Here is a 25,571-nt window from a genome sequence, read left to right on the forward strand (position 1 = left end):
GGCCGGCCGGGTCACGAGTCGGAGCCTTCCAGGGCCATCCGGACCAGGCCCGCGACGTCGAGTTCGTGGATCTGCGCCTCGGGCGCGGCCGGGGCGGCGGGCGCCACGGCCGGCGGAGCGGCGCTCGTGCGGGCCAGCTGGAGCAGCTGGTCGAGCAGACCCGTCCGCCGCAGCTCGTCCAGCGGGATCGCGGCGAGGGCCCGGCGGACCGACCCCTCGTCGCCGTCCTCGCCGAACTCCCCGTCGCCGTCGGCGAAGAGCTCCTCGTACAGGTGGTCGGCCAGGCCGGCCGGCGTCGGGTAGTCGAAGACGACCGTGGTGGGCAGGTCGTGCCCGGTGGCCGCGGTGAGCAGGTTGCGCAGCTCCACGGCGGTGAGCGAGTCGAAGCCGAGGTCCAGGAAGCCCCGGTCCGTCTCGATCACGTCGCCGGAGGAGTGGCCGAGCACCTTCGCCGCGTCGACGCGCACCATCTCCAGCAGCGCGGCCCGCCGCTCGTCGCCGGGCAGCGCCCGCAACTCGGCGAGCAGGTCCCGGGCGACGGGCGCGGAGGCGTCCGGCGCGTCGGCGGGGGTGACGGCCAGCTCGCGTACGGCCGGCAGGTCGGCCAGCAGCGGGCTGGGCCGCAGCGAGGTGAACAGCGGCGCGAAGGTGGCCCACTCGACGTCGGCGACGGTGACGCAGGTGTCGCCGACGGCCAGGGCGTGCCGCAGCCCGGCCATCGCCACGCCGGGCGGCATCACCCGCAGGCCGCGGCGGCGCAGCTGCTCCGCCGCCCCCTCGGTGTACATGCCGGACTCGGTCCACGGCCCCCACGCGACGGAGGTGGCCGCCAGGCCCCGGCCCCGGCGCCGCTCGGCGAGCGCGTCCAGGTAGGCGTTGCCTGCCGCGTACGCGCCCTGCCCGCCGCTGCCCCACACCGCCGAGATGGACGAGAAGAGCACGAACGCGTCCAGGTCGACGCCGTCGAGCAGCTCGTCGAGGTGCTCGGCGCCGGACAGCTTCGGGGCGATGACGTACGCCAGGTCCTCCAGGGTGGTGTCGGCCAGCGGCACCACCTCGCTGACCCCCGCGGCGTGCACCACCGCGCGCAGCGGCGGGCCCTCCCGCCCGAGGTCGGCCAGGAGCTCGGCCACCGCGTTCCGGTCGGCGGCGTCGCAGCGGGCGACCCGGCAGTCCACCCCGAGGCCGGTCAGCTCGGCGAGCAGCTCGGCGGCGCCGGGGGTGTCGGTGCCGCGCCGGCTGGTCAGCACCACCCGTTCCGCGCCGGCGCCGGCCACCCAGCGGGCCACGTGCCCGCCGAGCGCGCCGGTGCCGCCGGTGATCAGCACCGTGCCCCGGGGCTGCCACGGCGCGGGGTCCCCGTCGGTGACGGCCGGGACGAGCCGCCGCACCAGCACCCCGGACTCGCGGACGGCGAGCTGGTCCTCCACGCCGCCGCCGGTGAGGATGCCGCCGAGCCGCATCGCCGTCCAGGGCTCGAGGTCGGTGGGCAGGTCGACCAGACCGGCCCAGCGGGCGGGCTGTTCCAGCGCGGCCACCCGGCCCAGGCCCCACAGCATCGCCTGCCGCGGGTTGGCCGGGACGTCGCCGTCGCCGACCCCGACGGCGCCCTGGGTGACGGACCAGAGCCGGGCCGGGGCGTCGAGGTCGACGAGCTGCTGGAGCAGGTGCACGGTCGCGGCGAGGCCACGCGGCAGCGTCGGGTGCTCGGCGTGCGGGGCGTCGTCCAGGCCGAGGAAGGAGAGGATCGACAGCGGCCCCCCGTCCTCGCCGAGTGCCTCGGTGAGCACGTCGGCGAACCCGCCGCACAGCTCGTCGGGGTCGGCGCCGGTGTCCACGGGCACGATGGTCACGTCGGTGCCCAGGGCCCAGGTGCAGGAGTTCAGGTCGGGGTCGTCGGCCTTGTCGGCGGGCAGCAGCACCAGCCAGCGGCCGGGGTCCTGCTCCTCCGGGGTCTCCTCGATGGGCTCCCAGACGACCCGGTACCGGCTGCCGTCGACCAGGGACCGTTCCCGGCCGCGCCGCCGCCACGCGGAGAGCGCGGGCAGCACCGTCCCGAACGGCTGGTCGCGGTCCACGTCCAGGTCGCGGGCCAGCGACTCGAGGTCCTCGGCCTCGACGGCCGCCCAGAAGCGGCGCTCGACGTCGGTGCGGTCGTCCTCGGCCGCCAGGCTGGCCCACGGCGGCGGCTCCGGCCAGTAGCGCTGCCGGTCGAACGTGTAGGTGGGCAGGTCGACCCGCTGCGCGCCGGTGCCCGCGTAGAGGGCGAACCAGTCCGGGGAGACGCCGTGGGTGTGCAGCGCGGCGACCGCCCGCAGCAGGGTGGTCGGCTCGGAGCGGTCCCGGCGCAGGGCGGGTACGACCAGCGGGGCCCGGCCGCCGCTCGGGGCGTCCTCGGCCAGGACGGCCTGGGCGAGGGCGGTGAGCACCCCGTCCGGGCCGATCTCGACGTAGCCGGTGACGTTGCGCTCCCGCAGCGCCTCGACGGCGTCGGCGAAGCGCACGGCGTCGCGGGCGTGCCGCACCCAGTACTCCGGCGTGCCGATCTCCGCCGCGTCGACCGGCGCGCCGGTGACGGTGGAGATCATCGGAATGGTCGGGTCCTGGTACCGCAGCCGTCCGGCGACGGCGGCGAGGTCGTCGAGCACCGGTTCCATCAGCGGGCTGTGGAACGCGTGGCTGACCGTCAGCCGCCGGATCCGGACGCCCCGCGCGGTCCACTCGGCGGCCAGTTCCTCGACTGCGTCGCCGGCCCCGGACACCACGACGGCGGCGGGACCGTTGACGGCGGCGACGGAGACCCGGTCGGCGCGGTCGCCGAGCCCGGCGGTCACCTCGGCCTCGGTGGTGGCGATGGCGAGCATCGCCCCGCCGGCCGGCAGCGCCTGCATCAGCCGGCCCCGGGCGGCGACCAGCTCGGCGGCGTCGGCCAGGGAGAGCACCCCGGCGGCGTGGGCCGCGGCGAACTCGCCGATGGAGTGCCCGGCGACCGCGTCGGGGCGCACCCCCCACGCCTCGAACAGCCGGAACAGCGCCACCTCCACGGCGAAGAGCGCCGGCTGGGTGAACTCGGTCCGGTCCAGCGCCTCGGCCTCGGGGGTGTCCGGCTCGGCGAAGAGCAGCGGCTTCAGCGGGCGGGGCAGGTGCGGGTCGAGTGCGCCGCAGGCCTCGTCGAGCGCGGCGGCGAAGACCGGGAACGCCTCGGCCAGCTCGCGACCCATCCCGGCCCGCTGCGCCCCCTGCCCGGAGAACAGGTACGCCACCTTCGGCCGGGACGCGGCCACGCCGGTGACCACCAGCGGCGAGTCCTCACCGGCGCCGAGGGCGCGCAGCCCGGCGCCCAGCGCGATCCGGTCGGTGGCCAGCACGACGGCCCGGTGCTCCAGGGTGGCCCGGGAGACCGCCGACGACCAGCCCACGTCGACCGTCCGGGGGGCCTCCAGCCCGGTGAGCTGCTCGGCCCAGCGGTCCGCCTGGGCGGCCAGCGCGACCGCCGTACGTCCCGACAGCAGCACCGGCACCACCGGCAGCCCGGCCGGCTCCCCCGTCGGCGGCTCGACGACGGCCGGCTCCGGGGCCTGCTCCAGGATGGTGTGCGCGTTGGTGCCGCTGATGCCGAACGAGGAGACGGCCGCGCGGCGCGGGTGGTCGGTGACCGGCCAGGGGCGGCCCTCGCCGAGCAGCTCGACCGCGCCGACGGACCAGTCCACCTGGTCGGTCGGTTCGTCGACGTGCAGGGTCTGCGGCAGGTAGCCGTGCCGCAGCGCCAGCACCATCTTGATGATCCCGGCGACGCCGGCGGCGGCCTGCGTGTGCCCGATGTTGGACTTGATCGAGCCGAGCCAGAGCGGCTGGTCGGCGGGCCGCTGGCCGTACGTGGCGAGCAGGGCCTGCGCCTCGATGGGGTCGCCGAGCTTGGTGCCGGTGCCGTGCGCCTCGACGGCGTCCACGTCGGCCGGGGTGAGGCCGGCGTTGGCGAGCGCCTGCCGGATCACCCGCTGCTGCGACGGCCCGTTCGGAGCGGTCAGGCCGTTGGAGGCGCCGTCCTGGTTGACGGCGCTGCCCTTGATCACGGCGAGCACGGGGTGGCCGTTGCGGCGGGCGTCGGAGAGCCGCTCGACGAGCAGCAGGCCGAGGCCCTCGCCCCAGCTGGTGCCGTCGGCGGCGGAGGCGAACGCCTTGACCCGGCTGTCCGGGGCGAGCCCCCGCTGCCGGCTGAAGCCGACGAACACCCCGGGGGTGGACATGACGGTGACGCCGCCGACCAGGGCGAGGGAGCACTCCGAGCGGCGCAGCGCCTGGCAGGCCCAGTGCAGCGCGACCAGCGACGACGAGCAGGCGGTGTCGACCGAGACGGCGGGCCCCTCCAGCCCGAGGGTGTACGACACCCGGCCGGAGAGCACGCTGCCGGCGTTGCCGGTCATCAGGTGCCCCTCGGCGCCCTCGGCGCTGAACATCAGGTTCCGGTAGTCCTGGTAGTTGGTGCCGACGAAGACGCCGGTGGGGCTGCCGCGCAGCGCGTGCGGGTCGATCCCGGCCCGCTCGATCGCCTCCCAGGACGCCTCCAGCAGGAGCCGCTGCTGCGGGTCCATGGCCAGGGCCTCGCGGGGGCTGATGCCGAAGAAGCCGGCGTCGAAGTCGGCGGCCCCGGTGACGAATCCGCCCTCGCGGGCGTAGCTGGTGCCCTCCTTCTCCGGGTCGGAGTCGAAGAGCCGGTCGAGGTCCCAGCCCCGGTCGGTGGGGAACTCGCCGATCGCGTCGCCGCCGCCGGCGAGGAGCTGCCACAGCTGCTCCGGGGTGTCCGCCCCGCCGGGCAGGCGGCAGCTCATCGCCACGATGGCGATCGGCTCGTCGTCGTCGGCCGGCGCGGCCGGGGCGGGGGTGGCCACGTCCGGGGTGGCCCCGGTGAGCAGTTCGTCGAGGTGCGCGGCGAGCGCCGTCGGGTTCGGGTAGTCGAAGGCGAGCGTCGCGGGCAGCCGCAGGTCGGTGGCGGTGGCCAGGAAGTTGCGCATGTCCACGGCGGTCAGCGAGTCCAGGCCGAGGTCGCGGAAGGGCAGGGTGGCCGGGATGTCGTCGGCCGCGCCGTAGCCGAGCGCGGTCGCCGCGCACTGGCGGACCAGCTCCAGCAGCGTCGCGGCGCGCTCCGCCGCGGCGAGCCCGGCGAGCCGCCGCGCCAGGGCCGACGGTACGTCCGTCGCCTCCTCGGCGGCCTCCTGCGGGTCCGGCCGCGTCGCCTCGCGCACCTCGGCGAGGTCGCCGATCAGCGGGCTGGGCCGGACCAGGGTGAACGCGGGGGCGAACCGGGCCCAGTCGATGTCGGCGATCAGGGTCGTGGCCTCGCCGCGCCGCAGCGCCCGGGCGAGGGCCTCGACGGCCAGGTCCGGGTCCATGCCGAGCATGCCGCCCCGGCGCAGTCGCTGCTGGGCGCGTTCGTTGTCGGCGGGCAGGCCGGCCCCGCTCCACGCGCCCCAGGCCACCGAGAGTGCGGGCAGGCCCTCGGCCCGGCGCCGCTCGGCGAGGGCGTCGAGGAACGCGTTCGCCGCCCCGTACGCGCCCTGCCCGGCGTTGCCGGTGGTGCCGGCGACCGAGGAGAAGAGCACGAAGGCGTCCAGGTCGAGGTCCCGGGTCAGCTCGTCCAGGTGGACGGCAGCGGCGCACTTGGGCGCGGCGACGGTGTGCAGGCGCTGCGGGGTGACGGTGTCGACGATCCCGTCGTCGAGGACGGCGGCGGTGTGCAGCACGGCGGTCACCGGGGCGTCGGCGGGTACGGCGGCCAGCAGGTCGGCCACCTGCGCCCGGTCGGCGACGTCGCAGCGGGCCACGGTGACCCGTACGCCGAGGTCGGTCAGCTCCGCCTCCAGCTCGGCGGCACCCGGGGCGTCCGGGCCGCGCCGGCTGGCCAGCAGGACGTGCGCGGCGCCGGTGCGGGCCGCCCAGCGGGCCAGGTGCCCGCCCAGCCCGCCGGTGCCGCCGGTGATCAGCACGGTGCCGCGCATCCGCCAGGTGTCGTCGACGGCGTCGCCGGACGCGGTCGGCTCGGGTTCGGTGAGCCGGGTGAGCCGGCGGACGAAGACCCCGGACCCGCGCACGGCGAGCTGGTCCTCGTCGCCGCCGAACTGCTCCGCGCCGTCGTCGTCGCCGAACTGGTCGGCGCCACCGCCGAACTGGTCCTCGCCGTTGGCGCCGAGCGCCGCGCAGAGCAGGGCGCCGGCCTGCGCGTCGAGGGTGTGCGGCAGGTCGAGCAGGCCGCCCCAGCGGGCGGGGTGTTCGAGGGCGACCGCGCGGCCGAGCCCCCAGACGGCGGCGGCCACGGGGCTCGGCGCCGGGTCGTCGGCGCTGACCGCGACGGCTCCCCGGGTCGCGCACCACAGCGGCGCCTCGACGCCGAGCGCCCCGAGCGCCTGCACCAGCAGGGCGGTGCCCGAGACGGCCAGCGAGGTCGCCGGGTGCTCCGGGTGCGCCCGCTCGTCCAGGCCCAGCAGGGAGAGCACGGCGACGGGTCCGTCCGGGCCGGCGAGCGCGGCGCGCAGCGGTTCGGCCAGCGCCGCCGGGTCGTCGGTGGCGTCCAGTTCCACGGGTACGACGTCCGCGCCGAAGTTGCCGAGCGCCGACAGCACGTCGGCGACCAGGGGGTCCCCGGCCAGCGCCGCGGGCACCGGGACGAGCCAGGTGCCGGCGAGCCAGGTCAGCGGCAGGTCGGGCACGGCCTGCCAGGTGACCCGGTAGCGCCACCGGTCGAGGTCCGGCTCGCCGTCGGGCGCGGCGAGGAAGGCCGGCGGGGCGGGCCAGTACCGGTGGTGGTCGAAGGCGTACGTGGGCAGGTCGACGGTGGGCGCGGCGGGCAGGACCTTCGTCAGGTCGACGGGCAGGCCGATGGCGTGCGCCGCGGCGAGGTTGGTCAGCAGCCGGGTCGCGTCGTCGTCGTCGCGACGCAGGCTGCCCAGGGTGTTACCGGTGACGCCGGTGTCGTCGAGGATCGCCGTGACTGGCATCGTCAGCACGGGGTGCGGGCTGATCTCCACGAACGTGGTGTGCCCGGCGGCGACGGCCACCCGCACCGCCGTGTCGAAGAGCACCGTCCGACGCAGGTTGTCGTACCAGTAGTCCGCGCCCATGGAGATCGGGTCGGCCCAGTCCCCGGTGAGCGTGGAGACCAGGCGGGTGTGGCCGACCTGCGGCGTCACGTCGGCCAGGTCGGCGCGCAGCTGCTCGGCGACCTCCTGCACGGCGGGCGAGTGCGACGCGTAGTCCACGGGGATCAACCGGGCCCGGACCCCCTGGGCCTGGCACGCCTGCACCAGGTCGGCGACGTGCTGCGGCGGGCCGGAGACCACGACGGTGGACGGTCCGTTGACCGCCGCCACCCCGACGCCGGGGAAGGCCGGCAGTCGCTCGGCGACCGCGTCGGCCGACAGGTCCACCGACGCCATCGTCCCGGTGCCGCGCAGCACAGTCAGGGCGCGGGAGCGCAGCGCCACCGCCTTCGCGGCGTCCTCCAGGCTGAGGATGCCGGCCACGCACGCCGCGCCGATCTCGCCCTGCGAGTGACCGATGACCGCGGCCGGGGTCACCCCCGCGTGCTGCCACACCGCGGCGAGGGCCATTCCCACGGCCCACAGCACCGGCTGCACGACCTCGACCCGCTCCAGCCACGACTCGTCGTCGCCGGTCAGCACCGACACCACGTCGACGGCGAGGTACGGGTCGAGGGCCCGCTGGCACTCGGCCAGCTTCGCGTCGAACACCGGCGTCCGGCCGACCAGACCGGCGGCCATCCGCGCCGACTGCGCGCCCTGACCGGGAAAGACGAAGACGGGGCCCGCGCCGGGGCCCGACGCCACACCGTTGACCACGTTCCCGGCGGGCAGGCCGGCCGCGACCGCGTCCAGCCCCGCCAGCAGCTCGTCAGCGGTCGAGCCGACCACGGCGGCGCGGTGGTCGAACGTCGAGCGGGTGGCCGCCAGGGACCAGCCCACGGCGGCCGGCTCCAGCCCGTCGCGCTGTCGCAGGTGCGACGCGAGCCGGGCGGCCTGCCCGGCCAGGGCGGCCTTCGACCGGGCCGACACCGGCCAGAGGAGCGCGTCGGCCGCGACCAGCCCGGGGGCGGAGTCGGAGCGGTGCTCCTCGGCCGACTCGTCCGGCTGCTCGATGATCACGTGCGCGTTGGTGCCGGAGATGCCGAACGAGGAGACGGCGCCCCGCCGCGCCCGCCCCGTCTCGGGCCACGGCCGGGCCTCGGTGGCCAGTTCCACCGCGCCGGCCGTCCAGTCGATGTGCGGGGACGGGGCGTCGACGTGCAGCGTCGCCGGGACGACGCCGTGCCGGATGGCGAGCACCAGCTTGATCACCCCGGCCACGCCGGCGGCGGCCTGGGCGTGGCCGATGTTCGACTTCACCGAGCCGAGCAGCAGCGGCGGGGCCTCCCCCCGGTCCTGCCCGTACGTGGCGATGAGCGCCTGCGCCTCGATCGGGTCGCCCAGCTTGGTGCCGGTGCCGTGCGCCTCCACGACGTCGACGTCGGCGGTGGAGAGCCGGGCGGAGGCGAGGGCCTGGCTGATCACCCGCTGCTGCGCCGGCCCGTTCGGGGCGGTCAGCCCGTTCGACGCGCCGTCCTGGTTGACGGCCGTGCCGCGGACCACCGCGAGGACGTGGTGGCCGTTGCGGCGGGCGTCCGACAGCCGCTCGACCAGCAGCCAGCCGACGCCCTCGGAGAACCCGGCGCCGTCGGCGCTGGCGGCGAACGACCTGCACCGCCCGTCGGTGGAGAGGGCGCGCTGCCGGCTGGATCCGATGTAGAGGCCCGGGGTGGCCATCACGGTCACCCCGCCGGCCAGCGCCAGGTCGCACTCCCCCGCCCGCAGCGCCTGCACCGCGAGGTGCAGTGCCACCAGCGACGACGAGCAGGCCGTGTCGATGGAGACGGCCGGCCCTTCGAGCCCGAGGGTGTACGACACCCGGCCCGACGCGACGGCCGCCGCGCCCCCGGTCATCGAGTGCCCCTCGTCGCCGTCGGGCGACATCATCAGCAGGGTGCCGTAGTCCTGCCCGTTGGTGCCGACGAACACCCCGGTCCGGCTGCCGCGCAGCGAGGCCGGGTCGATCCCGGCGGCCTCGACCGCCTCCCAGGACGTCTCCAGCAGCAACCGCTGCTGGGGGTCCATGGTCAGCGCCTCGCGGGGTGAGATGCCGAAGAAGGCGGAGTCGAAGTCCCCGGCCCCGTCGACGAACCCGCCCTCCCGGGCGTACGAGGTGCCCGGGTGGTCGGGGTCGGGGTGGTAGAGGCGCTCCAGGTCCCAGCCCCGGTCGTCGGGGAAGGGCGTGACCGCGTCCCGGCCGTCCCGCAACAGCTCCCACAGGTCGTCGGGGTTGCGCACCCCGCCCGGCAACCGGCAGCTCATCGCCACGATCGCCACCGGCTCCAGTTCCTGGGACTGTGCCTCACTGAGCCGGCGGCGGGTGTCGTGGAGATCAGCCATGACCCGCTTGAGGTAGTCGCGGAGCTTGTCTTCGTTGGCCATCGGAGTGCCGCTTCCTCGAAAGGGACGGGAGAGAGCTGGAGCTGGAAGGTCAGGAGATGCCGAGGTCCTTGTCGACCATCGCGAACAACTCGTCGTCGGTGGCGTCGTCGAGGTGCCGGCCGATGTCGGCGCCACCGCTGTCCTGGGCGAGCCGGGACAGCATCGCCTGCAGGCGTACGGTGGCCCGCACCCGGGCCGCCTCGTCCCGCGCCACCACGTCGAGGCTGTCGGCGATCCGGTCCAGATCGTCGAGGAGGGCGGTCGGGGTGACCACGTCGTCGTGGGCGACCTCGGCGAAGAGGTACTCCGCCAGGGTCGTCGGGGTCGGGTAGTCGAAGACCAGGGTGACCGGCAGGGCCACGCCGGTGGCCGAGCCGAGTCGGTTGCGCAGCTCGACGGCGGTGACGGAGTCGAAGCCCAGCTCCCGGAACGCCCGGTGCTCGTCCACCGACTCGGCGGACGGGTAGTTGAGCACGGCGGCGACCTGGCTGCGGACCAGGCCGAGCAGCACGGCGAGCCGCTCGGCGGCGGGCAGGCCGGCGAGCCGGTCCTGCAACGTCTCCGGGCCGTCGCCGGCCTCCACGCTGGCCACCTGCTCGGCCGTGACGAGGCGCCGCACGTCCGGCAGGTCGCTGATCAGCGGGCCGGGCCGGGTGGCGGTGAAGGCGACGGAGAACCGTTCCCAGGCGATGTCGGCGATGGTCAGGAACGCCTCGCCGTGGTCCACGGCCTGGTGCAGCGCGGCGATGGCCGCCTCGGGGGTCATCTCGGGTACGCCGTGTCGGTGCAGCAGCTCGCCGAGCGGCCCGTCGGCCATGCCGCCGCCGGCCCACGCCCCCCAGGCGATGGAGGTGGCGGTCAGGCCGAGGCCACGCCGGTGCTGGGCGAGGGCGTCGAGGAACGCGTTGCTCGGGGCGTAGTTGCCGACGCCGGAGCTGGCCACGCTGCCGGCGAAGGACGAGAACATGATGAACGCCGACAGCTCGTGGTCGAGGGTCAGCTCGTGCAGGTTGTACGCGACGTCGACCTTGGCCTGGAGCACCCGCTCGATCTGCTCCGGCCGGATGTCGTTGATCATGGCGTCGTCGAGCACGGCGGAGGCGTGCACGACCGTGGTGAGCGGGTACTCGGCGGGGATCGCGTCGATCAGGTCGGCCAGCGCGTCCCGGTCGGAGGCGTCGCACTCGACGACGGTGGCCTGGGCGCCCAGCTCGGTGAGGTCGTCGACGAGCTGCTGCGCGCCCGGCGCGGCCATGCCCCGCCGGCTGACGACCACGATGTTCTCCACACCGCTGCGGGCCAGCCAGCGGGCGGCGTGCCCACCGAGCGCGCCGGTGCCGCCGGTGACCAGCGCCGTGCCGTACGGCTGCCACGGGTTCGCGGGCTGGCTCTCGCCGAGCGGGACCCGGGTGAGCCGGCGGGCGAGCAGGCCGCCGGGGCGTACCGCGATCTGGTCCTCCTCGCCGGCGGCGGTGAGGGCCGCGACCAGCAGGTCGGCGCAGCGCTCGTCGACGGCCTCCGGCAGGTCCACGAGACCGCCCCAGCGCTGCGGGTGCTCCAGCGCGGCGACCCGGCCGAAGCCCCAGACCAGCGACTGCACCGGGGAGCGCAGCAGGTCGGCCATGCCGACCGACGCGGCGCCGGAGGTGACGCTCCACATCGGGGCGCGCAGGCCGAGGTCGCCGAGGGCCTGGAAGAGCGCGACGGTGGCGGCGAAGCCGCCGGGCACCGACGGGTGCAGCGGGTGGGCCAGCTCGTCGAACGCGAGCAGCGAGACCACGCCGGTCACCTCGGCGGCGGCGTCGTCGCCACCCGGCGCGGCGGCGAGCGCCTCCTGAAGCAGCTTGCCGAACTGGTCGCGGTCGACGTCGGGGGTGGAGACGGGCACCGGGACGAGCGTCGCGCCGGCCGCCGTGAACGCCTCGACGCAGGCGTCCTGCCAGGGCTCGATGATGTCGCCGGTGGGGAGCACGACGACCCAGGTGCCGCTCATGCCCCGGTTGGCGACGCCGGTCAGCGGCTTCCAGGTGTCCTGGTAGCGCCAGCTGTCGATGTCGGACTGGCGGCGCCGCTGCCGGCGCCAGGAGGTGAGCAGCGGCAGGGCCGGCAGCAGCGCGTCGAGGACCTCGTGGGCCGGGGTGTCCTCGGTGGCGATGGTCTCGGCGAGGGCGGTGACGTCCCCGCGTTCCACGGCCGCCCAGAAGCTCGTGTCGCTGGGGTCGCCGCCGGCCGCGCCCTGGAGCAGGCTCTGCAGGTCGGGGCCGCCGCTGCCGTCCAGCCAGAACCGCTGGTGGTCGAAGGCGTACGTGGGCAGCGGCGCCACCTCGGTCTCGGCGAGGACGTTCGTCAGGTCGACGGGCAGGCCGATGGCGTACGCGGTGGCGAGGTTGGTCAGCAGCCGGGTCGCGTCGTCGTCGCCGCGGCGCAGGCTGCCCAGGGTGTGGCCGGTGACGCCGGTGTCGTCGAGGATCGCCGTCACCGGCATCGTCAGCACCGGGTGCGGGCTGATCTCCACGAACGTGGTGTGCCCGGCGGCGATCGCCGTCCGGACGGCGGCGTCGAACCGCACGGTGCGGCGCAGGTTGTCGTACCAGTAGTCCGCGGTCATCGAGGCCGGGTCGACCCAGTCCCCGGTGAGCGTGGAGACCAGGCGGGTGTGGCCGGCCTGCGGGGTGACGTCGGCCAGGTCCGCGCGGAGCTGCTCGGCGACCTGCTGCACGGCCTCGGAGTGGGAGGCGTAGTCCACGGGGATGAGCCGGGCGCGCAGGCCCTCGGCCTGGCACGCCGCCACGAGGTCGGCGACGGGCTGCGGCGGGCCGGAGACCACGACGGTGGACGGACCGTTGACCGCCGCGACGCCGACGCCCGGGAAGGCCGGCAGCCGCTCGGCGACCGCGTCGGCCGACAGGTCCACCGACGCCATCGTCCCGGTGCCGCGCAGCGCGGTCAGCGCCCGCGAGCGCAACGCGACGGCCTTCGCCGCGTCCTCGATGCTGAGGATGCCGGCGACACAGGCCGCGCCGATCTCGCCCTGCGAGTGGCCGACGACCGCGTCCGGGACGACGCCCGCCGCGCGCCACACGGCCGCGAGGGCGATGCCGACGGCCCACAGCACGGGCTGCACGACCTCGACCCGCTCCAGCCACGACTCGTCGTCGCCGGTGAGCACCGACACGAGGTCCACGTCCAGGTACGGGGCGAGGGCCCGCTGGCACTCGGCCAGCTTCGCGTCGAACACCGGCGTCCGGCCCACCAGGCCGGCGGCCATCCGCGCCGACTGCGCGCCCTGGCCCGGGAAGACGAAGACGGGGCCGGTGCCGGCGCTGGTGACCGTACCGGTGACGAGGTTGCCGGCCGGGTGGCCGGCGGCGAGGGCGTCCAGCCCGGCGAGCAGCTCGTCGGTGCCGAGGCCCGCCACGGCGGCGCGGTGGTCGAACGTCGACCGGGTGGTGGCCAGCGACCAGCCGACGGCCGCCGGGGCGAGGTCGCCGTGCTCGCGCACGTGCCGCGCGAGCCGGGCGGCCTGGCCGGCGAGGGCGGAGCGCGACCGGGCCGACACCGGCCAGAGGGTCACGTCCGAGGCGACCAGGCCGGGGCGACGCGCGGGCTCGACGGCGGTGGCCTCGACGGCCTCGTCGCCGTCCACGGACGCCGGTTCGGCGACGCGCGGCCGGTACTCCTCCAGGATCACGTGGGCGTTGGTGCCGCTCACGCCGAACGAGGAGACGCCCCCACGGCGGGGGCGGTCCAGCTCCGGCCACGGCTTGGACTCGGTGAGCAGGGAGACCGCCCCGGCGGTCCAGTCCACGTGCGGGGACGGCTCGTCGACGTGCAGGGTCTCCGGCATGACGCCGTTGCGCAGCGCCATCACCATCTTGACCAGCCCGGCGACGCCGGCGGCGCTCTGGGTGTGGCCGATGTTCGACTTGACCGAGCCCAGCCACAGCGGCCGGTCTGCGGGACGGTCCTGCCCGTACGTGGCGATGAGCGCCTGCGCCTCGATGGGGTCGCCGAGGGTGGTGCCGGTGCCGTGCGCCTCGACCATGTCGACGTCGGCGGTGCCGAGCCGGGCGTTGGCGAGGGCCTGGCGGATGACCCGCTGCTGGGAGGGGCCGTTCGGGGCGGTGAGCCCGTTGGACGCGCCGTCCTGGTTGAGGGCACTGCCCCGGATCACGGCGAGGATCGGGTGGCCGTTGCGCTCGGCGTCGGCCAGCCGCTCCACGACGAGCACGCCGCCGCCCTCGCCCCAGCCGGTGCCGTCCGCGCCGGCCGCGAAGGCCCTGCACCGGCCGTCGACGGACATGCCGCGCTGCCGGGAGAAGACGACGAACACGCCGGGGGTGACCATCACGGTGACGCCGCCGGCGATGGCCAGGTCGCACTCGCCGCGGCGCAGCGCGTTCACGGCGAGGTGCAGGGCCACCAGCGAGGAGGAGCAGGCGGTGTCGACGGTGACGGCGGGGCCGTTGAGGCCGAGGGTGAACGAGATCCGGCCGGACGCGACGCTTGTGGTGTTGCCGGTGCCGATGTACATGTCGACGCCCTCGGGCACGTTCGGCAGACCCATGCCGTAGTTCGAGGTGCTCAGCCCGACGAAGACACCGGTGGAGCTGCCGCGCAGCGACAGCGGGTCGATGCCGGCCCGCTCGACGGCCTCCCAGGACGTCTCCAGCAGCAGCCGCTGCTGCGGGTCCATGGCGAGGGCCTCACGCGGCGAGATCCCGAACAGGGACGGGTCGAAGTCACCGGCGCCGTCGAGGAACCCGCCGATGCGTGTGTAGCTCTTGCCCGGCTTGTTGGGGTCGGGGTCGTAGAGCGCTTCCAGGTCCCAGCCCCGGTCGTCCGGGAACTCGGTGAGCGCGTCCCGGCCGTCGGCGACGAGGTCCCACAGGGCTTCCGGCGACCGGACCCCACCGGGGAAGCGGCAGCTCATCGAGACGATGGCCAGGGGTTCCTGGTCGCGCGCCTCGACGGTCTGCAGCTTGCGCTTGGTCTCGTGCAGGTCGGCGGTGACCCGCTTGAGGAAGTACCGCAGCTTGTCATCGCTCATCGGGGGGCACCTGCCTCGATTGGAAGGTTGGTCATCTCAGGAGATTCCAAACTCTTTGCTGATGAAGTCGAAGATCTCGTCGTCGCTGGCCGAGTCGAGGTCGGGCCGGTCCGGTTCGGCGGCGGGCCCGGCCGCCAGGTCGGACGCCTTGGCGAGCAGGTCCTGCATCCGGGCGGTGAAGCGGGCCCGGGCCGCCGGGTCGAGCGGGATGGCGTTGAGCAGGCTCTCCACCGTGTCGATGCCCTGGAAGAGGGGCTGCGTGGAGGGCGCCGCGTCGGCGGCGATCTCGCTGGTCAGCTTCTCGGCGAGCGCGGTCGGCGTCGGGTAGTCGAAGACCAGCGTCGCCGGCAGCCGCAGCCCGGACAGGCCGTTGAGCCGGTTGCGCAGGTCGACGGCGGTGAGCGAGTCGAAGCCCAGGTCGGTGAAGAGCCGGTTCGGGTCGACGGCGTCGGCGCCGGCGTGGCCGAGGACGGCGGCGATGTTCGCCCGTACCACGTCGAGCACCACCTTGAGCCGCTCCGGGCCGGCCAGGCCGGCGAGCCGCTGGCTGAGCTGCACCCCGCCGGAGCGGGCGCCGGTGGCGTCGACGGAGCGCCGCAGCGGCACCCGGACCAGGGCCCGGAGCATCGGCGCGAGGGTGCCGGCCTCGGCCTGCCCGCGCAGCGTCCCGACGTCCAGGCGCATCGGCACGACGGCCGCCGCGTCGAGCCGCCAGGCGGCGTCGAAGAGGTTCAGCGCCTGCTCGGTGGCGAGGCCGGCAGCGCCCTGCTCGGCCATCCGTCGCACGTCGTCGTCGCCGAGGTGGCCGGTCATGCCGCTGGCCTGCTCCCAGAGGCCCCACGCGAGCGAGATGCCGGCGAGCCCGCGGGCCCGGCGGTGCGCCGCGAGGGCGTCGAGGAAGGCGTTCGACGCGGCGTAGTTGGACTGGCCGGCGCTGCCCAGGGTGGCCGCCGCCGAGGAGAAGAGGACGAAGGCCGCGAGGTTCGCGTCGGCCGTTAGGCGGTGCAGGTGCCACGCCGCGTCGATCTTCGGCACGGCGACCGCGTCCACCCGTTCGGGCGTCATCGACTCCAGCACGCCGTCGTCGAGGACACCGGCGGCGTGCACCACGGCGGTGAGCGGGTGCGCGGCGGGCACCCCGGCCAGCAGCGCCGACAGGGCGTCGGGGTCGGCGGCGTCGCAGGCCGCGACGGTCACCTCCGTACCGGCGCCGGCGAGTTCGGTGACGAGGTCGTCGATCCCCTCGGCCGCCGCGCCGCGTCGCCCGGCCAGCAGCAGGTGCCGCACGCCGTGGGTGGTGGCGAGGTGGCGGGCCAGGATGCGGCCCAGCACGCCCGTGCCGCCGGTGATCAGCACGGTGCCGTCCGGGTCGATCCCGCCGGGCAGCGGCTCCACGCCGGCCGGGACCCGCCCGAGCCGTGGCGTGCGCACCTGCCCGGCCCGCACGGCGAGCTGCGGCTCGCCGGAGGCGATCGCGGCGGCCAGCGCGGTGGCGCTGTCCGGGTTGTCGTCGAGGTCGACGAGCTGGCATCGGCCCGGGTGTTCGAGCTGGGCGGTGCGCAGCAGACCCCAGACCGGGGCCTGGCGCAGGTTGACCACCTGCTGCTCGCCCGCCGCGACCGCGTCGCGGGTGACCAGCACCAGCCGGGACTCGGCGAACCGGTCGTCGGCGAGCCAGGTCCGCAACGCGGCGAGGGTACGGTGCGTGGTGGCCCGCGCCTGCCCGGCCAGCGCCGGGTCCGTCGGGTCCCCCGCGTCGCCGATCGGCACGATCACCGCCTCGGGCGCCGGCTCACCCCCGGCGAGCAGGTCGCCCAGCGAGTCGAGGCCGACGTCGGTACGCACCCGGGCGCCGGCCGCCTCGCAGGCGGCGCTGAGCGCCAGGTCGTCGCCGAGCGCCACCCAGCGGGTGGCCGCCGGCACGGGTCCGGTGGGCACCGGCAGCGCCGGCCAGTCCACCTGGAACAGCGACTCGTGCCGGCCGGAGCGGGCCGCGCCGAGCGAGTCGCCGGAGACCCGGCGCATGATCAGCGAGTCGACGTGCAGCACCGGGGCGCCGGTGGCGTCGGCCACCTGGAAGGAGACGCCGACCTCGCCGGCGGCGGCGACGCGTACGCGCAGGGCGGTGGCCCCGGCGGCGAGCAGGGACACCCCGGTCCAGGCGAACGGCAGGCGGGGCACGGTGGCGTCGGCGCCGTCGCCCATCCGGCCGAGGAAGCCGCCGATCGACATGGCCTGCAACGCGCCGTCCAGCAGCGCCGGGTGCACCCCGAAGCGGCCGGCCTCGGCGTGGTGGTCGGCGGGCAGTTCGACCTCGGCGAAGACCTCGTCGTCGCGGGTCCACGCGGCGCGCAGGCCACGGAACGCCGGGCCGTACCCGAAGACGGTCGCCTCGATGCCGGAGTAGAAGTCGTCGGCCTCGACGCGCGTCGCGCCGGGCGGCGGCCACACCCCCAGGTCGAAGGCGGGCGCGGCGTCGGCCGGCTGCGGACCGAGCAGGCCGGTGGCGTGGCAGGTCCAGGCGACGTCGGCCAGGATCTCGTCGGAGCCGTCCCGGTAGGGCCGGGAGTAGAGCTGGACCGTGCGCCGCCCGTCGTCGTCCCGGTCGCCGACCATCAGCTGCACCTGGAGCGCGCCGAGTTCGGGCAGGACGAGCGGGGCGAGCAGGGTCAGCTCCTCCACCGTCGGGCAGCCGGCCTGCTCACCGGCGTACGTGGCCAGCTCGACGAAGGCGGTGCCGGGCAGCAGGATGTTGTCCATCACCCGGTGCTCGCCGAGCCACGGGTGGGTACGCACCGACAGCCGCCCGGTGAAGACCATCCGCTCGCTGTCGGGGAAGGTCAGCGTGGCGCTGAGCAGCGGGTGTCCGGCGTCCTGGAGGCCGGCGGAGCTGACGTCCTGCGCCCGGTGCAGCGGCGGCTCGACCCAGTACCGCTGGTGGTCGAAGGCGTACGTGGGCAGCGCCACGACGTCGGTCCCGGCGAGGACCGTGCCCAGGTCGACGGGCAGGCCGATCGTGTGGGCGGTGGCGAGGTTCGTCAGCAGCCGCGTCGCGTCGTCGTCACCCCGACGCAGGCTGCCCAGCGTGTGCCCGCTCGCGCCGGCGTCATCGAGAATGGCCGTGACCGGCATCGTCAGCACCGGGTGCGGGGAGATCTCGACGAACGTGGTGTGCCCGGCGGCGACCGCGACGCGGACGGCGGCGTCGAACTGGACGGTCTGCCGCAGGTTGTCGTACCAGTAGTCCGCGGTCATCGACGCCGGGTCCACCCAGTCCCCCGTCAGCGTCGACACCAGCCGGGTGTGGCCGGCCTGCGGGGTCACGTCGGCCAGGTCGGCGCGCAACCGCTCGGCCACCTCCTGCACCGCCGCCGAATGCGACGCGTAGTCCACCGGGATCAACCGGGCCCGCACACCGTCGGCCTGGCAGGACTCGACCAGGTCGGCGACCGGCTGCGGCGGACCCGACACCACGACCGTGGACGGGCCGTTGACGGCCGCCACCCCGACACCCGGGAACGCCGGCAGCCGCTCGGCCACCGCCTCGGCCGACAGGTCCACCGACGCCATCGTCCCCGTGCCCCGCAGCACCGTCAGCGCCCGCGACCGCAGCGCCACGGCCTTCGCCGCGTCCTCGATGCTGAGGATGCCGGCCACGCAGGCCGCACCGATCTCGCCCTGCGAGTGACCGACCACCGCCGCCGGAGTGACCCCCGCGTGCTGCCACACGGCGGCGAGCGCCATACCGACAGCCCACAGCACCGGCTGCACGACCTCGACCCGCGCCAACCACGACTCGTCCTCACCGGTGAGCACCGAGATCAGGTCCACGTCCAGGTACGGCGCCAGGGCCCGCTGGCACTCCGCCAGCCGCGCGTCGAACACCGGCGTACGACCGACGAGGCCGGCGGCCATCCGCGCCGACTGCGCGCCCTGACCCGGGAACACGAACACCGGGCCCGGGCCGTGGGGCGTGGCGGTGCCGGCGACGACGTTGCCGGCCGGCGCCCCGGACGCCAGGGCGTCCAGCCCCGCCAGCAGCTCCTCCAGGCTCGACCCGACGACGGCGGCCCGCTGGTCGAACACCGACCGGGTGGCGGCGAGGGACCAGCCCACCGCCGCCGCGTCGACCTCGCCGCGCTCGCGCACGTACTCCGCCAGGCGGGCGGCCTGGCCGGTCAGGGCGCCCTTCGACCGCCCCGACAGCGACCACAGCACCGCGTCGGAGGTCACGAGCCCGGGGCCGGGCTCGGCCGGGGCCACGGCCTGCGGCTCGTCGGCCTGCTCGATGATCACGTGGGCGTTCGTGCCGGAGATGCCGAACGAGGACACCGCCGCCCGGCGCGGCCGGTCCACCGCCGGCCACGGCCGCGACTCCGTCGCCAGCTCCACCGCGCCGGAGGTCCAGTCGATGTGCGGGGACGGCTCGTCCACGTGCAGCGTCGCCGGGACGAGGCCGTGCCGGATGGCCTGCACCATCTTGATCACGCCGGCGACACCGGCGGCGGCCTGGGCGTGGCCGATGTTCGACTTGATCGAGCCGAGCAGCAGCGGCCGGTCGGCGGGCCGCTCCCGCCCGTACGTGGCGAGCAGGGCCTGCGCCTCGATCGGGTCGCCGAGGGTGGTGCCGGTGCCGTGCGCCTCGACCACGTCCACGTCGGCGGTCGTCAGGCGGGCCGACGCGAGGGCCTGGCGGATCACCCGCTGCTGCGAGGGGCCGTTCGGGGCGGTCAGCCCGTTGGAGGCGCCGTCCTGGTTGATCGCGGAGCCGCGCACCACCGCGTACACGGTGCGGCCCTGCCGGCGGGCGTCGGAGAGCCGCTGCACGAGCAGCATGCCGACGCCCTCGGACCAGCCGGTGCCGTCGGCGGACGCGGCGAAGGACTTGCACCGGCCGTCGGCCGCGAGGCCGCGCTGCCGGGAGAACTCGACGAACGCGGTCGGGGTGGCCATCACCATGACGCCGCCGGCGAGGGCCATGTCGCACTCGCCGCGCCGCAGCGCCTGACCGGCCCAGTGCAGCGCGACCAGCGACGACGAGCAGGCGGTGTCCAGCGACACCGCCGGCCCCTCCAGCCCGAACGTGTACGCCACGCGTCCCGAGATGACGCTGCTGGTCATCCCGGTCAGCATGTAGCCCTCGGCTGCCTCCGGCGAGTACGCGAGCAGCGAGCCGTAATCCTGGCCACTGGTGCCGACGAAGACGCCCGTGCTGCTGCCCCGTACGTCGGCCGGGTCGATGCCGGCGGACTCGAAGGACTCCCAGGTGGTCTCCAGCAGCAGCCGCTGCTGCGGGTCCATGGCCAGGGCCTCGCGGGGCGAGATGCCGAAGAAGCCGGGGTCGAAGCGGTCGACGCCGCTGAGGAAGCCGCCGCCGCGGGCGTAGAAGGTGCCGGGGGCGTCGGGGTCGGGGCTGTAGAGGCTGTCGAGGTCCCAGCCGCGGTCGGTCGGCAGGTCGCTGATCGCGTCGACGCCGTCGACCACCAGCCGCCACAGGTCGTCGGGCGACCACACGCCGCCGGGCAGCCGGCAGGCCATGCCGATGATCGCGAGGGGCTCGTCGTCGCCGACCGGCACGGCGGTCGTCGTGGGTCGCACGGGGACCGGGGTGCCGGCGATCTCCGTACCCAGGAAGGCCGCCAGGTCGTGCGGGGTCGGGTAGTCGAAGACGAGGGTGGCCGGCAGCCGCATCCCGAAGGCGTTGTTGAGCCGGTTGCGCATCTCGACGGCGGTGAGCGAGTCGAAGCCGAACTCGCTGAACGCCCGGCGCGGCTCGATGGCCGCCGGGTCGGGGTAGCCGAGCACGGCGGCGGCCTGGCCCCGGACGATCTCGACCAGCGCGGCGGCCCGCTCGGCGTCGCCGAGCCCGGCGAGCTGCTGCACCAGCGAGGCGCCGGTGGTGGCCGCGGCGGCGCGGGCGGGCATGCGGATCAGCGCCCGGTACAGCGGCGGGATGCTCCCGCCGGCGAACTGCACCTTCATCGCGGCGAGGTCCAGCCGGGCCGGGACGAGCGCGGCGTCGGTGGTGCGGCAGGCCGCGTCGAAGAGGGCGAGCCCCTCCTCGGCCTCCATGGCGGCGACGCCGGAGCGGGAGATCCGGTTGAGGTGGACGTCGTCCAGCTCGGTGGTCATGCCGCTGCGGTCGGCCCAGAGGCCCCAGGCGAGGGTGAGGGCGGCGAGGCCGCGCGCCTTGCGGTGCTGGGCCAGCCCGTCGAGGAACGCGTTGGCGGCGGCGTAGTTGCCCTGGCCCGGGCCGCCGGCGGTGGCGGCGAGCGAGGAGTACGAGACGAACGCCTTCAGGTCGAGGTCGGCGGTCAGCTCGTGCAGGTGCCACGCGGCGTCGACCTTGGGCCGCAGCACGCCGTCCATCCGCTCGGGGGTGAGCGAGGAGATGACGCCGTCGTCGCGGACGCCGGCGGCGTGGATGACGGCGGTGAGCGGGTGCTCCGCCGGGATGCCGGCCAGCAGCTCGGCCACGGCGGCGCGGTCGGCGACGTCGCAGGCGGCGACGGTGACGCTCACGCCGAGCGACTCCAACTCGGCGCAGAGCTCCGCGACGCCCCCGGCGGCGCGGCCGCGCCGGCTGGTGAGGATCAGGTGCCGGACGCCGTACGTGTCCACCAGGTGCCGGCTCATGAGCTGGCCGAGGGTGCCGGTGGCACCGGTGATCAGGACGGTGCCGTTCCCGTCGAACGGGGCGGCCGGCGGCTCGCTCGGGGCGGGGACCCGGGTGAGCCGGGCGCCGGCGGCGACGCCCGCGCGGATCACGACCTGCGGCTCGTCGGTGGCGACGGCCGGGACGAGCGCGGCGGCGCAGCCGGCGATGTCGTCGACGTCGACCAGCACGAACCGGTCGGGGTTCTCCGACTGGGCGGAGCGGAGCAGGCCGATCACGGCGGCGCCAGCCAGGTCGGTCAGGTCGGTGTCCCATTCGGTGGCGACCGCGCCCGAGGTCAGCACCACCAGCCGGGAGTCCGCGTAGCGCTCCTCGGCGAGGAACTGCTGGAGCACGGCGAGCGCCCGGTGGGTCACCTCGGCGACGGCCCCGGGCACGTCCGCCGACGCGGGCGGGTCGAGGAACGGCACGACCAGCACGCCGGGTGCGCCCGTCCCGTCGTCCATCGCCGTGGCCAGGGCAGTCAGGTCGGCGTACGCCGCCACGGTCGTACCGGTGGCGGCGACCGCGTCGGTGAGCGCCGCCGCGTCGCCGATGACCGCCCAGTCGACGGTGGACGGCCCGGCGGGCAGCGCGAGCGGGGCCCACTCGACCCTGAACAGCGACTCGGCGCCGCCGCCCCCTGCGGTGCGGAGCTGGTCGGCGGAGACCGGCCGCAGGACCAGGGAGCCGACGGAGATGACGGGCGCGCCGGTGACGTCGGTGAGCAGCAGCGAGATGCTGTCGGGGCCGGTGTGCGAGACCCGGACGCGGGCCGCCGCGGCGCCGGCGCCGTGCAGGGCGACGTCGTTCCAGGAGAACGGCAGCCGGCCGTACCCCGGGGGCATGTCCGCCCCGGACGGCTCCCCGGCCGGCGTGGTCAGGCCGAGGGTGTGCAGCGCCGCGTCGAGCAGGGCCGGGTGCAGGCCGTACCCGCCGGCCTCCGCCGCGGGGGCCTCGGGCAGCGCCAGCTCGGCGAAGAGGTCGTCGCCGCGCCGCCAGGCGGAGCGCAGGGCGATGAACGACGGGCCGTAGTCGTAGCCCTGGGCGGCGAGGTTCAGGTAGAGGTCGTCGGTGCCGACCTCGGTCGCGCCCGGCGGGGGCCAGGTGGTCAGGTCGGACCAGCCGGCGGGGCCGCTCGGCACGGCCGGGCCGCTGGCCAGCACGCCGCTGGCGTTGCGGGTCCAGGCCCGCTCGCCCTCGTCCGGCTCGTCGTCCTGGGCGGAGTGCAGCGACACGGACCGGCAGCCGGTCTCGTCCGCCGGGCCGATCCAGAGCTGGATGTCGACGCCCCCGGTCTCCGGCAGGATCAGCGGCGACTCCAGGGTGAGCTCGCGGACGTGGTCGGCGCCGACGTGCGCGCCGGCCTGGAGGGCGAGTTCGACGAAGCCGGTGCCGGGCAGCAGCACGGTGTCGAAGACGACGTGGTCGGAGATCCACGGGTGGGTACGCCGGGCCAGCCGCCCGGTGAACAGGAAGCCCTCGGCGTGCGCGACGCCGACGGCGGCCCCGAGCAGGGGGTGTTGCGCGGGCCGCAGGCCGAACGCGGTGACGTCGCCGGTCCACCCGGCACCCGCCTCAGGCCAGTAGCGCTGGTGCTGGAACGCGTACGTGGGCAGGTCCACCCGCCGGGCGCCGGTGTCGGCGAACCACGGCTGCCAGTCGACGGCCACCCCGTGCGCGTGCAGCTCGGCCAGCCCGGCCAGCAGCCCGTGCACAGCCGGCCGGTCCTTGCGCTGCACGGCGACGGCCAGCACGCCGTCGTCGCCGGGCAGGATGTCCGCCGCCATCGCGGTCAGTACGCTCTGCGGCCCGACCTCCAGGAACGTGTCCGCCCCGGCGGCGCGCAGCGCGGCGACCCCGTCGGCGAAGCGGACGGCCTGCCGGACGTGGCGCACCCAGTAGTCGGCCGTGCGGATCTCGTCGGCGTCGGCCAGCGCGCCGGTCACGTTCGACACGATCGGCAACGCCGGCGCGGAGAACTCCAGCCCGTCGAGGACGGCCCGGAACCCGTCGAGCATCGGCTCCATCAGCGGACTGTGGAACGCATGGCTGACCGTGAGCCGACGCGTGCGCGCCCCCCGCTCCCGCCAGAGCCGCTCCACCTCGTCGAGAGCCTCGACCGCGCCGGAGACGACCACCGACGTCGGCCCGTTGACCGCCGCGATCCCCACGTCGGCGAGCCCGTCGAGCGTGGCGAGCACATCGGCCTCGGCCGCCGCGACGGCCAGCATCCCGCCACCGGCCGGCAGCGCCTGCATCAACCGGCCCCGCGCCGCCACCAGCGCCGCCGCGTCCGCCAGGGACAGCACCCCGGCCACGTGCGCGGCCGCGACCTCGCCGATCGAGTGGCCGCCCACGAAGTCCGGTGTGACCCCGAACGACTCCACGAGCCGGAACAGCGCCACCTCGACCGCGAACAGCCCGGCCTGGGTGAACACGGTCTGGTCCAGCAGCTCCGCCTCGGCGGAACCCTCCGGAGCGAACAGCACGTCCTTCAGCGGGCGCGGCAGCAGCGGGTCGAGCTGCACGCACACCTCGTCCAGCGCGGTCGCGAAGACCGGGAACTCGGCGTACAACTCCCGGCCCATGCCGGCGCGCTGCGCGCCCTGGCCGGAGAAGAGCACCGCCAGCGTTCCCCGGCCGCCGGCCTGACCCGTGACGACCGCGCCCGACGGCTCCCCGGCGGCGAGGGCGCGCAGCCCGGCCAGCAGGTCCTCGCGGCCCGTCGCGGAGACCACGGCCCGGTGGTCCAGGGTGGAGCGGGAGGTGACCGACGAGAACGCCACGTCCAGGGGCCGCAGGGTCTCGTCGGCGGCGATCCGGGCCGCCCAGCGGCCCGCCTGCGCGGCGAGGCCGGCCGCGTCCCGGGCCGACACCGGCACCGGCACGACCGGCCGCTCGACCACCGGCGCGGCGGCGGCCGACGGGGACTGCTGGGGCGCCGGGGCCTGCTCCAGGATGGTGTGCGCGTTGGTGCCGGACACCCCGAACGAGGAGACCGCCGAGCGGCGCGGGCGGCCCGCCGCCGGCCACGGCGTCGCCTCGGTCACCAGCGACACCTCGCCGGCCGACCAGTCGACCTCGGGCGTCGGCTCGTCCACGTGCAGGGTGGGCGGCACGACGCCGTGCCGCATCGCCATCACCATCTTGATCACACCGGCGACACCGGCGGCGGCCTGGGCGTGACCGATGTTCGACTTGACCGACCCGAGCAGCAGCGGCGCCGAGTCCCCCCGGTCCTGCCCGTACGTGGCGAGCAGCGCCTGCGCCTCGATGGGGTCGCCGAGCCGGGTGCCGGTGCCGTGCGCCTCCACCACGTCCACGCCGCCGGCGGCGAGACCGGCGTTGGCCAGGGCCTGCTGGATCACCCGCTGCTGCGACGGCCCGTTCGGGGCACTCAGGCCGTTGGAGGCGCCGTCCTGGTTCACCGCGCTGCCCCGCACCACGGCGAGGATCGGGTGGCCGTTGCGCTGCGCGTCCGACAGCCGCTCCAGCACCAGGACGCCGACGCCCTCGGACCAGCCGGTCCCGTCGGCGGCGGCGGCGAACGCCTTGCACCGGCCGTCGGCGGCGAGGCCGCGCTGCCGGGAGAACTCGACGAAGGCGGCCGGGGTGCACATGGCGGTGACCCCGGCGACGATGGCCAGGGTGCACTCCCGCTGCCGCAGCGCCTGCCCCGCCAGGTGCAGGGCGACCAGGGACGACGAGCAGGCGGTGTCGATGGTGACCGCCGGCCCCTCCAGCCCGAAGGTGTAGGCGATCCGGCCGGAGACCACGCTGCCGGCGTTGCCGGTCATCAGGTGCCCTTCGAGGCCCTGCGCGGCACCCATCAGCACGGTGCCGTAGTCCTGGCCGGTGCTGCCGGCGAAGACACCGGTGCGGCTGCCGCGCAGCGAGTGCGGGTCGATGCCGGCCCGCTCCAGGGCCTCCCACGAGGTCTCCAGCAGCCAGCGCTGCTGCGGGTCCATCGCCAGCGCCTCCCGGGGGGAGATCGCGAAGAAGCCCGGGTCGAAGTCGGCCAGGTCGTGGACGAAGCCGCCCTGCCGCGTGTACGAGGTGCCGCTCTGCTCGGGGTCGCTGTCGTAGAGCGACCCGAGGTCCCAGCCGCGGTCCTCCGGGAAGTCGGAGACCACGTCCCGGCCGGACGCGACGACCTCCCACAGGTCCTCGGGCGACCGCACCCCGCCGGGGAAGCGGCAGCTCATGGAGACGATGGCGACCGGTTCCTGTTCACCGGCCTCCACCTCGCGCAGGCGCTGGCGCACCTGGTGCAGGTCAGCGGTGACCCGCTTGAGGTAGTCGAGAAGCTTCGCCTCGTCAGCCATGGACCGCGCACTCCTTGTGT

General features: G+C 75.8%; 3 protein-coding genes. All 3 read right to left on the reverse strand.

Features of this window, described 5'->3' with window-relative positions; translation table 11 throughout:
* Window positions 1-11: 11 nt before the first annotated feature.
* From F6X68_RS00800 to F6X68_RS00810, 3 genes are read right to left on the reverse strand one after another with little or no spacing between them, the layout of a single operon-like run.
* Window positions 12-9,518, reverse strand: a complete 9,507-nt coding sequence (locus tag F6X68_RS00800) for a type I polyketide synthase (protein WP_151452407.1) — start codon at window positions 9,516-9,518, stop codon at window positions 12-14.
* Window positions 9,519-9,567: 49 nt separating this feature from the next.
* Window positions 9,568-14,568, reverse strand: coding sequence for a type I polyketide synthase (locus tag F6X68_RS00805; protein ID WP_151452408.1), 5,001 nt, complete (start codon window positions 14,566-14,568; stop codon window positions 9,568-9,570).
* Window positions 14,569-14,604: 36 nt separating this feature from the next.
* Complete coding sequence (locus tag F6X68_RS00810; protein WP_151452409.1) at window positions 14,605-25,551, reverse strand: type I polyketide synthase; 10,947 nt, start codon at window positions 25,549-25,551, stop codon at window positions 14,605-14,607.
* Window positions 25,552-25,571: the final 20 nt, after the last annotated feature.

The sequence above is a fragment of the Micromonospora sp. AMSO12t genome (assembly GCF_008806585.1).
In the GTDB taxonomy this organism is placed as follows: domain Bacteria; phylum Actinomycetota; class Actinomycetes; order Mycobacteriales; family Micromonosporaceae; genus Micromonospora; species Micromonospora reichwaldensis.

What these genes read in the sequence shown, in the direction of transcription:
- F6X68_RS00800 (WP_151452407.1), bottom strand. Translation starts at nt 9,518, where the DNA reads ATGGCCAACGAAGACAAGCTCCGCGACTACCTCAAGCGGGTCATGGCT.
- F6X68_RS00805 (WP_151452408.1), bottom strand. Translation starts at nt 14,568, where the DNA reads ATGAGCGATGACAAGCTGCGGTACTTCCTCAAGCGGGTCACCGCCGAC.
- F6X68_RS00810 (WP_151452409.1), bottom strand. Translation starts at nt 25,551, where the DNA reads ATGGCTGACGAGGCGAAGCTTCTCGACTACCTCAAGCGGGTCACCGCT.